The organism is Rhizobium hidalgonense (genome assembly GCF_002914525.1).
GTDB lineage: Bacteria > Pseudomonadota > Alphaproteobacteria > Rhizobiales > Rhizobiaceae > Rhizobium > Rhizobium hidalgonense.
The window spans coordinates 109,358-123,613 of the sequence record NZ_LODW01000070.1; the positions used below are offsets into that span (position 1 = coordinate 109,358).

Sequence of the window (14,256 nt, forward strand, 5' to 3'; positions counted from 1 at the left end):
CTCTAGTCCCGTTCCAGCGTGGCGCGCTGCGCCGTCAGCACCCACAACAGGCCTTCGGGCCGAAAATCGACCTGAACCGTGCCGCGGAAGGCGGAGGCGGCATGGGCCTTGATAACGGTCGTGCCAAAACCCGAGCGGGTCGGCTCTGCGACAGGCGGGCCGCCGCTTTCCTCCCAGGTGAAGCGGAGCAGGGCATCCGGCTTGTCTTCCTCCCTGACGCCGCGCCATTCGAAGCGGACCCGGCCTTGCGGGACGGAGAGCGCACCGTATTTTACTGAGTTTGTGGCGAGTTCATGCAGGGCAAGGCCGAGATTCTGCACCGCATCCGGCTTCAGCACGAAGTCTTCGCCTGAGATATCGATCTGGTCGCGCGATTGCGGGAACGCCTGCAGGTGGATGTCGACGACCCGCCGCAGCGACACGCCTCCCCATTGCTCACTGGTCAGCAGCTCGATCGAACGCACCAGCCCCTCGAGGCGATCGGCGACGGCGGCCTGGAAGGTCTCGACGCTGTCGGCCTGTTTGGCGAGCTGGCGCATCATGGCCTGGGCAAGTGTCAGAAGGTTTTTGGTGCGGTGGACGAGCTCGTGCATGACGAAGCGCAGCCGGTCCTCGGTCTGGCTGCGATCGAAGGAGGCATTCGAAAGGGCGATCGCCACCTGGTTCGCCTCGATGACGCTGGTCTCGACCGGCGAGACGATATGGCCTTCGCCCATGCGGTTGGCCATTTCGGCGATATCGCGGATGGTGGTGCGCACCTGCCTTGCAACGGCATAGGCGCCGAGCACAGCGACGAGCACCAGGGCTACGCCGCCGACGATGAGGAAACGCCAGGTGCTGAGAATCGAAGCCTGGGCGATCGGTCCCCAGATCACCGTTTTCCACGACCAGCCGGGAATCCTGGCATAACCGAGCAGCATGTGCGGCAGGATCGTCTCGTCCTGGAAGACGCCGCGTGACGCGGTGAACGCCGGCAGGATGCGTGGGTCGAAGGACGTGCCGGGTTCGAGATTGGCGGGGCCGGTGGCGGCGACGACGTGACCGCTCTGGTCGATGACGGCGGCCGACCAGCCCGGGGCAAGACCCTCGGTCGTCACGAGCTTGCCCAGATCCTTGGCATCCTGCGTGATGATGAGGGCTGCGACGGGATCGTCCGCGCGCGGCAGGGTGACGTTATAGACCCAATCGCCGCTGGTCCGGCCGCGGAAGACGTCCGATGCCTCAATGCGACCGGAGGCCATGGCGGCTTCAAGGGAGGGGATGTTCGCCGTCTTGCCCAGCGGCGTGCCGAAAGCCCGGCGCGTGTTCAACAGCTGCTGGCCGGTGCGATCGACGGCGATGACGAACAGCGTATTGTCTCGGAGGGCCGTTTCCGTGCGCTCGTGGAAGGCGGCGAGATTACCATTTTCGAGCTCCGGTGAGCTCGAAAGCAGCCGCAGCGTCGTTGCCATATCCTGAAGCTGGCGGTCGATGATGCGCGAAAGCGCAAGCGCATCCTGGGCCGTCTCTCGCCTCAGCGTCGAACGTTGGTTGTCCTCAAGTTGCAGCAGAAGCAGCGTTACAAAGGCGAAGATCGGCAGGGCGATCGCCACCGCCATGGCGACGAGATAGGTGCCGATCGAGGCCTTGGGAAAGAACAGCGCGACGATCTTCATCTGTTTCGCCACGTCTCATGCACTGGCTGCCGGCAAGGGCTTTTGCGTGCGGTCAGGAAAGCAAAGATCCGCATCTCTCGCAAGCCGCCCTCAAACTGTTTCGAACGCCCGATAGCAAGCTATCGAAGCAGCGACATGTTAGGGGGAGCAAGACGAGGTTGCAACATACTATAATGTGTCATCGAGGACGGCGGACCATGTGGCGGCCGAGATATCGGCCGCCCGACTGATGTCCTTAGCCGGCTGGGGCGACGCCGACGCGGGCAAGGCCGTCGCGAGCCGGCTGGTATTTGGGATCGAGGCCGACGGCGTGGCGATAGGAGCGGGCAGCCTTCGCCTTGTCGCCGCGCCGCTCATAAACCAGCGCCTGGTTGGCCCAGGATTCGGCGATGTTGCCATTGAGTTCGATTGCATGGTTGAAATCGGCAAAGGCGTTGTCGTTGTCGTTCAGCGCGATATAGGAAATGCCGCGGCCATTATAGGGCTCGGGCGAATTCGGCGCGAGCGAGATCGCCTTCGAGAAATCGTCGATCGCCTTGTCCTGCTGATTGCGCTTCTGATAGATCAGGCCACGATTGTGATAGGCGCGGCCGTCCGTGGTGCCGAGCTGGATCGCCTTGTCGAAATCGTTGAACGCCTGGTCGTCCTGGCCGGCCATGCGATAGACGTTACCGCGGCCGATATAGGCGACGTCGTAACTCGGGTTGATCTGCAGCGCGGCATTGTAGTCGCTGATCGCCTGGGCCTGCTGGCCCATGTTGCGATAGACCAGGGCGCGGTTGGCATAAGCCTGGAAAAACCGCGGATTGATCTGCAATGCGGTGTTGAAATCGTTCAGCGCCTGGCGGAACTGGCCACCGCGGCCATAGGCGGAACCGCGGACGTTGTAGCCTTCGGGATCCTTGGGATTGGCGTTGATGACTGCCGTCAGCGAGGCGATATTCTCTTCCGAACCCTGCGCCTTATCGATGCGGATCACGGCATCTGTGGTGTTTGTCGTCTCACAGCCGGCGAGGCCAAACATTGCCGCCAGCGCCAAAGCGGGCAGGAATGCGGTTTTCTGCAGGCGCCAGGCGCGGGACGGATTGAAGGTGTTGACAGCCATTCGGGCTCGCTTTCCCCATGCGGCATATCCGATACCGGGATATGCGATCTTCAGCGGCAAACTAAAAAAGGCGGTGGCGAACCTATCGCCCCCGCCACAATGCATCCGAAAACGTCAAAAAAACGACAGCAACGCTCAGCGTGCTGCGACCAGACCTTCGCGCTGGGCGCGCTTGCGGGCCAGCTTGCGAACGCGGCGAACAGCTTCTGCCTTTTCGCGAGCACGCTTCTGCGACGGCTTCTCGTAGTAGTCGCGCATCTTCATTTCGCGGAAAATGCCTTCGCGCTGCATCTTCTTCTTGAGAGCGCGGAGAGCCTGATCGACATTGTTATCGCGGACAAGTACCTGCACGAGAATCACGTTCCTTTGGTTGGTTGATGCCGGCGGCGGCGCAGCGCCAGGGGCAAAAATATAACGTTCGCGCGGCCGCAGCCTTGCGATTGGTGATGCGGGATAGCAGATCGGGTATAAGAAGTCCAGATGCATATGGAAGCGGGCGGAAAAATCACGCTTGCCCCTATCCGGTCACGATCTGCCTGCCTCGGGCGCGGTTTCGTCCAGCGCGGCAATCGCCTCCCTGAGAGCCGTCCTGACCCGGAGGCGATCGGCCGGCTCCAGCCGGCCCATGTCCAGATGCAGGTCGAGGCCCGCGAGGTGCTCGCTGAGCACTTTGCTCTTATGATCCGCACCGAGTGTTAGGCCATCCACTGCATAGGGCACGATCTCGCGCTGTATGCCCTTCATCGTGATCGGCGGCAGCGGGTGGGCATCGACGATCTCGTTCACCAGCGCATAGGTTTCGTAGCTAATGACGATTTCTCCACCCTGGGCTATCGATTGCAGCCGGGCTGCGAGATTGGCCTCCGCCCCGATGATCGTGTAGTCCATGCGGTCGCTGCTGCCGAAATTGCCGACGTTGCAATAACCGCTATTGATCCCCATGCGGACGACGAAAGGCTCCTCGGTGCCGTTTCTGCGCCATCTGTCCTTGAGTTCGCCGAGGCGGCGCTGCATGTCGACGGCCATGCGCAGACAGGCTTTTGCGTCTTCCTCCGGACCTTTGGTTTCCGGGTCGCCGAAAAACACCAGCATCGCGTCGCCGATGAACTTGTCCACCGTGCCGCCATGTTCGAGCGCGATGTTCGACATCTCGGTCAGATATTCGTTGAGCATCGCCGTCAGCGCTTCCGGCTGCAGGCGCTCGGTGGTCGCGGTGAAATCCTTGATGTCGGAGAAGAAGATCGTCAGGCGTTTGCGCTCGGTATGGACGATGACGTCCTTCTGCCCGGAGAAGATGCTTTTGTAGATCTGTGGCGAGAGATAGCGAGAAATCTTCAGGGAAACGCTGGCGAGGAACTCGTTTGCCGCTTCCAGATCCTGGTTGGCGCTGCGGATCGCACGCGCCTGTTGCCGCTGGAGGATAATGAAGCTGATGCCGATGACGGCAACGAACAGAAAATAGCAGAGCAGGTATTTGAAGGCGAAAACGTTGCTCGCATAAGGCTGGCGGATGATGACTTCCTGGATGCCGCGCACGTCGCCCACCTTCCAATCGGTCTTCGGGCTTTCGGGGTGGGTATTGTGGCAGGCAACGCAGGCCTGGCCCATGACGACGGGGGTGATGAAGCGCAACGTATCGGTCAATCCGATACGATTGAGATCGTTCAGCGTCTGTTGCGGATTGGCGCGTAGCGCGGCAAGCGCTTTGCTCTCGAAATCGTCGAGGTCGTGGGATGCGCGGCTTTTGAACGGTAGGTCGGAGACGAAACGGTAGGTGATATTAGCCTGCTGTTCCTTGATGACATCGCCGAGTTCCAGGGAAAGTGTGGCCGGCAGCGGGATGGCGCCCGGTATATTGGCATAGTTGTGAGAGACGACCGTGCCATCGGCCTCACCGATGGCGTGGGCGGCCAGAACACGGCCTACGACATTGGCGGAATAATAGGAGCGGATGCTCGAGATCAGCGAACTCATGTCGCGGGCCTGACGCCGCAGGGTATTTCCCGAGAGATCGCTGATATCAAGCCAGACGGCCAGCGGCAGTCCCGCGAGCATTGCCAGCACCATGGCAATCAGCCAGTAGCTGCTCCGGCGCGCGGCGGTTTCGGAAATCACGGCGACCCCTCGTTCTTCTCTGGAAGGCATTCGATTTTCGATCGCTACAAGAACATTTCGCCGGCTGCCCGGCAAGATCGAAGGCCTGTCGTCCAGGCAAAAGCCGGCCAATGGCGCGGGCCTTTGAAAGAGAGGACCTGCACGGCATGTGCGAATGGCGTTTGGACCGAAAGCGGCGTAGCTTGCCGACAGGTGCGGGCCGTTCTGCCGGCCGTGGAGGGGACACCCGGTGAGATCATGACGCGCGTCCAGCAAATCGGTGTCGTTATCGGCCTGGCGATCGTGGCTCTGCTCACGGTCCTTCGGGCCGGCGATCCCGGGATTTTCAAGCTGATCCGCGGCGTGACCTTCGATGAATATCAGCGGTTGGTTCCAAGGTCGTTCGAGCCGATGCCGGTCCGCGTAATCGACATCGACGAAGCTTCCTTACGCGAATTCGGCCAATGGCCCTGGCCGCGGGACCGGCTGGCGCTGCTGGTGGACCGGCTTTCCGCGATGGGCGCTTCGGCCATTGCCTTCGATATTCTTTTCGCCGAGCCCGACCGGCTGTCGCCGCGCAATGTTGTCGCCGAGGTCGCAGGCGTCGATCCTTCGCTTGCCGAGAAGCTGCCTGACAATGACGAGATATTCGCCGGCGCGATTGCCGAGAAGCCCGTCGTGCTCGGTTTCGGCCTTTCCAACGTGGGCAATTACCGGCCGCCCGTGAAGGCGGGTTTCGCCTTCACGGGCGAAAGCCCCGTCTCGGCTCCTCCTTATCTCGGCGCCTCGACACCGCTCAGGCCGCAATTGGAGGCGAATGCGGCCGGGCTCGGCCATATCAGCCTCAACCCCGGCAATCCCTCGCCGGTGGTGCGGGCGGTTCCGCTGTTTTTGACGGACGGCGAGCAGCTCTATCCAAATCTGGCCATCGAGGCGCTGCGCGTCGCGCAGGGGGCTTCGACCTATGTGCTGTCGGGCGCGCCCGATCGCGCCGGCATCATGACATCGGTGAAGATCGGCGAATTCGTCGTGCCGCTGACAGCGGCGGGCGAACTCTGGCTCTATGTCAGCCCCGACCGGGCGGAGCGGTACATATCCGCCCGGCAGGTGCTTGCGGCCGAAGGGGCTTCTCCCGCGGTCGCGGCTGCCATTGACGGCAGCATCGTCTTCGTCGGCACCTCGGCGGCCGGCCTGCAGGACATCCGCGTCACGGCGCTCGGCGAGAATGTTCCCGGCGTTTCGCTGCATGCCCAGGCGATCGAGCAGATCCTATCCGGTCATTTCCTATCGCGGCCCGACTGGGCGGACGGGCTGGAAATCCTTGTCATCGCTGTGCTCGGATGCCTGCTCGTCGTGGTGACGACCTTCGTCAGCCCCGCTGTCGCGCTGATCTGCGGCTTGCTGATCACGGCCATGGCGCTCGTAGCCTCCTGGCTGTCGTTTCTTTATGCCGGGCTTCTTCTCGATCCGCTGGCGCCGATCGTCAGCGGATCGATCATCCATTTTGCCGCGACCTCGTTCAAGATCCTGGTGATCGACCGAGAGCGGCGCGAAGTGCGGCGCGCCTTCGGGCATTATCTTTCTCCATCGCTGCTCCACCGCATCGAGCATAACCGCGATGCATTGCGTCTTGGCGGAGACGACCGCGAGCTGACGGTCATGTTCGTCGATGTCAGGAACTTCACCGAGATAAGCGAGCGGCTGGCACCGACGGATGTGGTGGCCTTCCTGAATACGCTGCTCGATGCGCTGAGCCGCCATGTCGTGGCCAATGAAGGCACGCTCGACAAGTTCATCGGCGATTCGATCATGGCGTTCTGGAATGCGCCCGTCGATGTGGCGGATCATCAAACAAAGGCGGTTCGCACAGCGCTTGCCATGCGCGAGACACTCGCCGAACTGAACGCCGGCGACGCCTTCGGTTTCGGGGCCGATCAGGAGGTCGGGATCGGCATCGGCGTCCATACCGGCCTTGCCTGCGTCGGCAACATGGGCGCCAAGACCCGCTTCAACTATTCGGCCGTCGGAGACGCCGTCAACGTCGCGGCCCGCATCGAATCGTCCTGCAAGGAGGTCGGCTTCGATATCCTCATCTCCGACAGCACGGCACGCTCAGTGCGGGGAATGGCGCTGATCGAAGCCGGCGCGCTCCCGCTCAAGGGGAAGAGCAGCCGGACCCAGATCCTTGCGGTCGTCGGCGATGAGCGCGTCGCGGCATCCCAGGAATTCGCCGCGCTCGAGGTCGTTCACAGGCAGTTGATGCAGGCCCTGCAATCGCATTCCAGGAACAGCCGGAAGCTTATGGGTACGGCCAAACTGAGGGCGGTGCAGGTGACCGGCGGCCTGGCGGAATTCTACAAGCGCCTATCCGGCAGAACCGATCATTTCCGCGAAGTGCCCGAAAGGGTCGAAAAGAGCGCCGTAGACTGACGGGCTTCAGCGGCCGCGATTGAAATTCCGGCCTCTGTCGTGGTTCCGATCGTTGTCATGACCATGATCGCGATGTCCAGAATGGTCGCGGTCGTGGTCACGATGATCCTCGCCGTGATTTCCCGGCTTGCCGTCATCGTCATGCCGGCCATGGCCCTCGTGCTTGTCAGGCCTATCCGGTTCGTCATGATGCGGCCTGTCATGGTGTGGTTTGTCATGGTGCGGCTTGTCGGGCTTGTTCGGCCGCTCCTTTTGCGGCTCGGCCTGTCTCTGTGGCGGATCCTGCCTTTGCGGGGCAGGCGCAACTGCCGGCGGAGGCCGTGTTCGGTCTTTTCTTTCCGGCGCAACGGAGGCCATATTGCAGCCGCCGAGCATGCCGATGCCGCCCGCAAGCCGCTGATTGCCGGAGAGGAAGGGAAGGGCGCGGGGATTTCCGAGCGTGTCGAGAATGCTGGGATCGACCCGGCGTGCGGCCGACATATTGCCGTTCGGCTTCGCCACCACGCAGTCGCAGCGCTGCTGCAATTGCCGGCAGCCGCCCGGGCCACAAAACCGGGCCGCGCCATTCAACAGGACGACGGCGGTGGTGCCATCAGGGCCGACGTAAAAATCGAAAGCGGTGCCGCGCACGCCGATCGTGCCGGCGGGCGTCAGGATCTGGTAGGCGGAGGAGTTGGAACTGCCGCTCACCCAGCGGAACGTACCCTTCGCCGCCCTGATGGTGAGTTTTTTGACCGATTGAGAATCATCGAAGACATATTTGTCGATCACCACCGACGAGCCCCAGCCCACCGCGAGCTTCGTGCCGTCACGGAACAGGAACTGGCCAAGGCCCGATGGGGATGTCTTGATGCGCTGGTTGCGATGAACGCTGGTGTCGACTTCGATCGGGCCGCTCTGCCCCGTCACCTCCGTCTTAATGACGACAGCCTGGCCGACCGCCTCTGCGGTAAGTGCCGGTTGCGCGCCGGCGATCACAAGGCAAAGTGCCTGGAGTAATGAACGCCGACCCCACATGATACAGGAACCCCGGGAACATGCCGGTGAATTAACATTTTAGTAACTGCTTGTCTTCTCGCCCAGTTGGGCTAGCAGCGGACCGGCGGCCCAGGAAAGGGCTTGCCTCCTCCTGCCGAACAGCCTTCGAAACCAGCGCAGGATGTCACCCGAAAACCGACCGCTTTTTGGCATCATGTCGCTTAGTGTCAAAAGCAAAGCGCTAGGCTGTCGCAAAAGAGCCGTTGTGCCGCATTTGGATTTGCGATTTGTATGGGCGCGGAGAACAGCTCTTTCCCAAAGGAGAAGAAGGCGGATGCGGAAATATTCGGTTTTTGCCGTGGCGAGGGAGGCCCTTCGTGGCCATAAGGGCTGGGAGAAGCAGTGGACTTCGCCTGAGCCGCGCGCTGAATACGACGTTGTCATCGTCGGCGCCGGCGGTCATGGGCTGGGTGCTGCCTACTATCTCGCCAAGGAGCACGGCATCACCAATGTCGCGGTGATCGAGAAAGGCTGGCTCGGCGGCGGCAATACCGGCCGCAACACCACCATCATCCGCTCGAATTATCTCTATGAAGAGAGCATGCACATTTACGAGCATTCGATGAAGCTCTGGGAAGGGCTTTCGCAGGAGCTCAACTACAATGTGATGTATTCGCCGCGCGGCGTGATGATGCTCTCGCACAATATTCACGACCAGCAGTCGTTCAAGCGGCATATCCATGCCAACCGGCTCTACGGCATCGACAATGAATGGCTGACGCCGGAGCAGGCCAAGGCTTATTGCCCGCCACTCGACATCTCGGCCAGCGCCCGCTACCCGATCAACGGTGCGGCGCTGCAGCGTCGCGGCGGCACGGCCCGGCACGATGCGGTTGCCTGGGGTTATGCGCGCGCAGCCTCGGACCGCGGTGTGCATATTATCCAGAATTGCGAAGTGACCGGTATCCGCCGCGGTCCCGACGGACGGGTGACCGGAGTCGAGACGTCGCGTGGCTTCATCGGCGCAAAAAAGGTCGCCGTGTCGGCCGCCGGCCATACGACGACGATCATGAAGATGGCCGATGTGCGCGTGCCGCTGCAATCGAGTCCGCTGCAGGCGCTGGTCTCCGAACCGCTGAAGCCGATCTTCCCGTGCGTGGTCATGTCGAACACGGTGCATGCCTATATCTCCCAGTCCGACAAGGGAGAACTCGTCATCGGCGCCGGCACGGACCAGTATAATTCCTACTCCCAGACCGGCGGGCTGCAGATCATCACGCACACGCTCGACGCCATCTGCGAACTCTTCCCGATGTTCCGGCGCGTCAAGATGATGCGGCAATGGGGTGGCATCGTCGACAATACGCCGGATCGTTCGGCGATCCAGTCGAAGACGCCGGTTCCCGGGCTCTACGTCAATTGCGGCTGGGGCACCGGCGGTTTCAAGGCGACGCCGGGCTCGGCCAATCTCTTCGCGCATCTGATTGCCCGCGACGAGCCGCACAAGTTCAATGCCGGGCTGACGCTGGAGCGTTTCCGCAGCGGCCGATTGATCGACGAGGCGGCGGCTGCGGCGGTGGCGCACTGATGATGAATGCTGTGACCGAGATTTTGTGGGGCGCCGCACCGCTGGTCTCCCCTTTTCCCCAAGGAAATTCCACATGCTGCTGATCCATTGCCCCTACTGCCAGGAAGAGCGCTCCGAGCTTGAATTCCGTGGCGCGGGTGACGCGCATATCGTGCGGTCCGCCGACATCGCCTCGATCTCGGACGAGGAATTCGAGGCCTATTTCTTTCTGCGCGACAATCCGAAGGGCCTGATCTTCGAGCGCTGGCGGCATATTCACGGCTGCGGGCGCTTCTTCAACGCGGCGCGCGATACGGTGACCGACAAGTTCATCGTGACCTACAAGGCGGGTGAGCCGAGGCCTCAGATCGGTGCGGCGGCCCAGCAGCATGGGCCTGTCGAGACATATGAAGCTGTGGAAGGAGAGGCGCAATGAGCGGCGTGAACCGTATCGTCGGCAAGGGGCGCCTGACGCCGGCCAAAACCGCGCGCTTCAGCTTCGACGGCAAGAGCTATACGGCCCGCGAAGGCGATACCGTGGCCTCGGCGCTGATCGCCCACGGCGTGCATCTGGTCGGCCGTTCGTTCAAATACCACCGAGCCCGCGGCATTTTGTCGGCAGGGGCCGAGGAGCCGAATGCGCTGATCGACGTCGCCCGCGATACGGCGCGCAAGCAGCCGAATGTGCGCGCCACGGTGCAGGAAGTCTTCGATGGCATGATCGTCAACTCGCAGAACCGTTGGCCGTCGCTTGCCTTCGATGTCGGCGCGGTCAACAATCTGTTGTCGCCGTTCTTCGCCGCCGGTTTCTACTACAAGACCTTCATGTGGCCGCGCGCCGCCTGGAAAAGCGTCTACGAACCGATCATCCGTCGCGCTGCCGGTCTCGGCGTTGCGCCGACGGAGGAGGATCCCGACCATTATGCCAGCCGCTACGCCCATTGCGACGTGCTGGTGGTCGGCGCCGGTGTTGCCGGGCTTTCGGCGGCGCTGGCCGCGGCCCAGACCGGCGCGAAGGTGATCCTCTGCGATGAGCAGGCGGAAGTCGGCGGCGCATTGCGCTACGATGCCGGCGTGAAGATCGACGGTCAGGACGGTTATGCCTGGGCACAGAAAGCCGTGGCGCGGCTGAAGGCGATGGACAATGTCGAGGTGCTGGTGCGCACGACAGCGTTCGGTTACTACAACCACAATTTCGTCGGTCTCGCCGAGCGCGTCACCGACCATATCGCCAAGCCTTCCCACGATCTGCCGCGCGAGCGGCTGTGGCAGGTGCGGGCCAAGCGGGTGATCCTCGCCAATGGCGCGATCGAACGCCACATGGTATTTCCGAACAACGACCGGCCGGGCATCATGCTCGCCTCGGCAGGGCGGATGTATCTCAATCATTACGGCGTCGCGGTCGGGACCAAGGTTGGCGTCTACACGGCGCATGATTCGGCCTATGAGGCGGCTTTCGATCTGAAACGAGCCGGTGTTTCGATCGCCGCCATCGTCGATTGCAGGCAGGCGCCGGGAGCGGCGGTGCTGGAAGAGGCGCGGGCGCTCGGCATCGATGTCCTCACAGGCCAGTCGGTCGTCAATACGGCCGGGCGTCTGCGCATCTCGTCGATGACGGTGGCGCGCAATGGCGGCGGTTCGCCGCGCAAGATTGCGGTTGATGCGCTGCTGGTTTCGGCCGGCTGGACGCCGTCCGTGCATCTCTTCTCACAGTCGCGCGGCAAAGTGGCCTTCGATGCCGAAAGCCAGCGTTTCCTGCCCGGCAACTATGCACAGGACTGCCTCTCTGTCGGCGCCTGCAACGGCACCGACGATCTGCAGCGGACGATCGAGGAATCGCTTGCTGCGGGTGAGCTGATGGCGCAGGCCGCCGGCAAAAGCGGCGGCGAGAAAATCGCGCTCTCGGCGGAGCAGGCCTATGAGTGGACGGGTGGCATGATCGGCGCCGCCGAAGGTGCGGGCCCGAAGACCAACGCCAAGGCCTTCATCGATTTCCAGCACGACGTCTGCGCCAAGGATATCCGCCTTGCCGTGCGCGAGGGCATGCATTCGATCGAGCACATCAAGCGCTTCACGACCAACGGCATGGCATCGGACCAGGGCAAGCTTTCCAACATGCACGGGCTGGCGATCGCCGCCGAAATGCTCGGCAAGGAAATACCGCAGGTCGGGCTCACCACGTTCCGTGCACCCTATACGCCTGTCACTTACGGCACGCTGGTCGGCCATTCGCGCGGAGAGCTGTTCGATCCGACGCGCAAGACGCCGCTGCACGCCTGGGAAGAGGCCCATGGCGCGGTCTTCGAGGATGTGGGCAACTGGAAACGTGCCTGGTTCTATCCGCGCGCGGGCGAGACCATGCATCAGGCGGTTGCCCGCGAATGCCGGACCGCACGCGAGGCGGCGGGCATCTTCGACGCTTCGACGCTCGGCAAGATCGAGGTGGTGGGACCGGATGCGGCAAAGTTCCTCAACCTTATCTACACCAATGCCTGGGACACGCTGAAGCCGGGCAAGGCCCGTTACGGCATCATGACCCGCGAGGACGGCTTCGTTTATGACGACGGCGTCGTCGGGCGCCTGGCGGACGACCGTTTCCATGTGACGACGACGACCGGCGGCGCGCCGCGCGTTCTCCATCACATGGAAGATTACCTGCAGACGGAATTCCCGGATCTGAAGGTATGGTTGACCTCGGTGACCGAGCAATGGGCGGTGATTGCCGTGCAAGGGCCGAAGGCGCGCGACATCGTCGCGCCGCTGGTCGAAGGGCTCGATCTGTCGAACGAGGCCTTCCCGCATATGAGCGTTGCCGAGTGTACGGTCTGCGGCGTGCCGGCGCGACTCTTCCGCGTCTCCTTCACCGGCGAAACCGGCTTTGAAATCAACGTGCCGGCCGATTACGGCCAGTCGGTGCTCGAAGCGGTCTGGGCCAATGCCGAGCCACTCGGCGCCTGCGTCTACGGCACCGAGACGATGCACGTGCTCCGCGCCGAGAAGGGTTACATCATCGTCGGCCAGGATACCGACGGGACCGTCACTCCCGATGACGCGGGAGTTGCCTGGGCGGTTTCGAAGAAAAAGAAGGACTTCGTCGGGATTCGCGGTCTGCAGCGCCCGGACCTGGTCAAAGAAGGGCGCAAGCAGCTCGTCGGCCTCGTCACCCAGGATCCGAAGCTGGTGCTCGAAGAAGGCGCGCAGGTGGTTGCGAACCCGAACGAGCCGAAGCCGATGACCATGCTCGGTCACGTCACATCGGCCTACTGGTCGGAAAATTGCGGCCGATCGATCGCCTTCGCGCTTATCGCCGGCGGCCGGGCGCGGATGGGCGAGACGCTCTATGTGCCGATGGCGGACCGGACGATCGCCGTCGAAGTGACGGATCTGGTATTCTTTGACAAGGAAGGGGGCCGCATCCATGGCTGATGTCGCAATTCGCAAGCCGGTGCTTGCCGGCCGTTTCGGTGGCTCCGCAACGGTACGCCTGACGATCGCACCGGTCGCAAGCAGGGTGGCGCTGCGCGCGCCGGCGGCATCGCTGGCTGCGCTTTCCGCTGCTCTTGGCTTGTCCGTGCCGACGGCCCCGAAGACATCGAGCCGATCTGGTGCGCGATCGGTGCTCTGGATCGGGCCGGACGAATGGCTTGTTATCGACGAGGACGGTGCCGATCTGATGACGGTGCTTTCTGGCGCGGGTGCCGTGCATTCGGCGACCGACGTTTCTCACCGCAATCTCGCGATCATCGTCTCCGGACCGGGCGCGGAAAAGACGCTTGCCGGCGGCTGCCCGCAGGATCTGTCCTTGTCTTCGTTTCCGGTCGGAGCCGCGTCGCGCACGATCCTCGGCAAGGCAGAAATCGTGCTTTTGCGCACTGACGAAGACACGTTCCGGGTGGAGTGCTGGCGGTCGTTTTCCGATTTCGTCTTCGGGCTGCTGAACGAGGCGGCTCATGACGCTGGGCACTGAGGCCGGGCCAATGCTGGCTGCGTAGACGGTTGTTCAGGGATAGATAAATGCTGCACCATGCTTCCCTCGGCGTTTCCGATATCGAGCGGTCGGCGGCATTTTACGATGCCGCCCTTGCCGCGCTCGGTTATGTCAGGGTGTGGGATGACATCAGGCCGGGGCAGACGGGACAGGCGATCGGCTACGGCCTTCCCGGTGGCGGTGACAAGCTGGCGATCAAACATCGCCCGGATGGCCAGCGCCCGCCGGGTCCGGGATTTCATCTGGCCTTTGCCGCTCCTAGCCGCCAGGCGGTCGATCGATTTCACGCAGCAGCAATCGCTCATGGTGGCGGTGACAATGGTGGTCCAGGCTTACGCCCTCACTACGGCGAACATTATTATGCGGCGTTCGTGATGGATCCGGACGGACACGCACTCGAAGCCGTCATCAATTCGGCTATCTGAACAAAAGCGCCGTT

Annotated in this window: 11 protein-coding genes; 6 read left to right on the forward strand and 5 right to left on the reverse strand. The window is 62.6% G+C overall.

Annotation, left to right across the window (positions count from 1 at the left end; all coding sequences use genetic code 11):
* Positions 1-2: 2 nt before the first annotated feature.
* The 4 genes from ATY29_RS22810 to ATY29_RS22825 all read right to left on the reverse strand — a co-directional run bounded on the left by ATY29_RS22810 (position 3) and on the right by ATY29_RS22825 (position 4,905).
* On the reverse strand, positions 3-1,655 hold the full coding sequence (locus tag ATY29_RS22810) for a sensor histidine kinase (protein ID WP_025417063.1): 1,653 nt from the start codon (positions 1,653-1,655) through the stop codon (positions 3-5).
* 235 nt (positions 1,656-1,890) lie between these two features.
* Complete coding sequence (locus ATY29_RS22815; protein WP_003566592.1) at positions 1,891-2,760, reverse strand: tetratricopeptide repeat protein; 870 nt, start codon at positions 2,758-2,760, stop codon at positions 1,891-1,893.
* A 135-nt stretch (positions 2,761-2,895) separates the two neighbouring features.
* Positions 2,896-3,111: a 30S ribosomal protein S21 gene (gene rpsU, locus ATY29_RS22820; protein ID WP_003542939.1), complete on the reverse strand. Its 216-nt coding sequence runs from the start codon at positions 3,109-3,111 to the stop codon at positions 2,896-2,898.
* Between the two features lie 174 nt (positions 3,112-3,285).
* Complete coding sequence (locus ATY29_RS22825) at positions 3,286-4,905, reverse strand: adenylate/guanylate cyclase domain-containing protein (protein ID WP_038574016.1); 1,620 nt, start codon at positions 4,903-4,905, stop codon at positions 3,286-3,288.
* A 207-nt stretch (positions 4,906-5,112) separates the two neighbouring features.
* Between ATY29_RS22825 and ATY29_RS22830 the strand changes: the two genes are divergently transcribed.
* Complete coding sequence (locus tag ATY29_RS22830) at positions 5,113-7,284, forward strand: CHASE2 domain-containing protein (protein WP_003566589.1); 2,172 nt, start codon at positions 5,113-5,115, stop codon at positions 7,282-7,284.
* A 6-nt stretch (positions 7,285-7,290) separates the two neighbouring features.
* Here ATY29_RS22830 and ATY29_RS22835 read toward each other — a convergent pair whose 3' ends face one another.
* Positions 7,291-8,301 carry a FecR family protein gene (locus ATY29_RS22835; RefSeq protein WP_097533133.1) on the reverse strand — a complete coding sequence of 337 codons (1,011 nt, stop codon included), beginning with the start codon at positions 8,299-8,301 and terminating at the stop codon, positions 7,291-7,293.
* Positions 8,302-8,596: 295 nt separating this feature from the next.
* Here ATY29_RS22835 and ATY29_RS22840 point away from each other — a divergent pair, with 295 nt between their 5' ends.
* The 5 genes from ATY29_RS22840 (at position 8,597) to ATY29_RS22860 (ending at position 14,242) form a co-directional block, all read left to right on the forward strand.
* Complete coding sequence (locus tag ATY29_RS22840; RefSeq protein WP_003566586.1) at positions 8,597-9,850, forward strand: sarcosine oxidase subunit beta family protein; 1,254 nt, start codon at positions 8,597-8,599, stop codon at positions 9,848-9,850.
* Between the two features lie 73 nt (positions 9,851-9,923).
* Positions 9,924-10,265: a sarcosine oxidase subunit delta gene (locus ATY29_RS22845; RefSeq protein WP_097533134.1), complete on the forward strand. Its 342-nt coding sequence runs from the start codon at positions 9,924-9,926 to the stop codon at positions 10,263-10,265.
* Positions 10,262-13,255, forward strand: a complete 2,994-nt coding sequence (locus tag ATY29_RS22850) for a sarcosine oxidase subunit alpha (RefSeq protein ID WP_003566582.1) — start codon at positions 10,262-10,264, stop codon at positions 13,253-13,255. The genes ATY29_RS22845 and ATY29_RS22850 overlap by 4 nt, the downstream gene beginning before the upstream one ends.
* Positions 13,248-13,796, forward strand: coding sequence for a sarcosine oxidase subunit gamma family protein (soxG, locus tag ATY29_RS22855; protein ID WP_003566580.1), 549 nt, complete (start codon positions 13,248-13,250; stop codon positions 13,794-13,796). Before ATY29_RS22850 ends, soxG begins: the two co-directional genes overlap by 8 nt.
* A 47-nt stretch (positions 13,797-13,843) precedes the next feature.
* On the forward strand, positions 13,844-14,242 hold the full coding sequence (locus ATY29_RS22860; protein ID WP_003566578.1) for a VOC family protein: 399 nt from the start codon (positions 13,844-13,846) through the stop codon (positions 14,240-14,242).
* Positions 14,243-14,256: the final 14 nt, after the last annotated feature.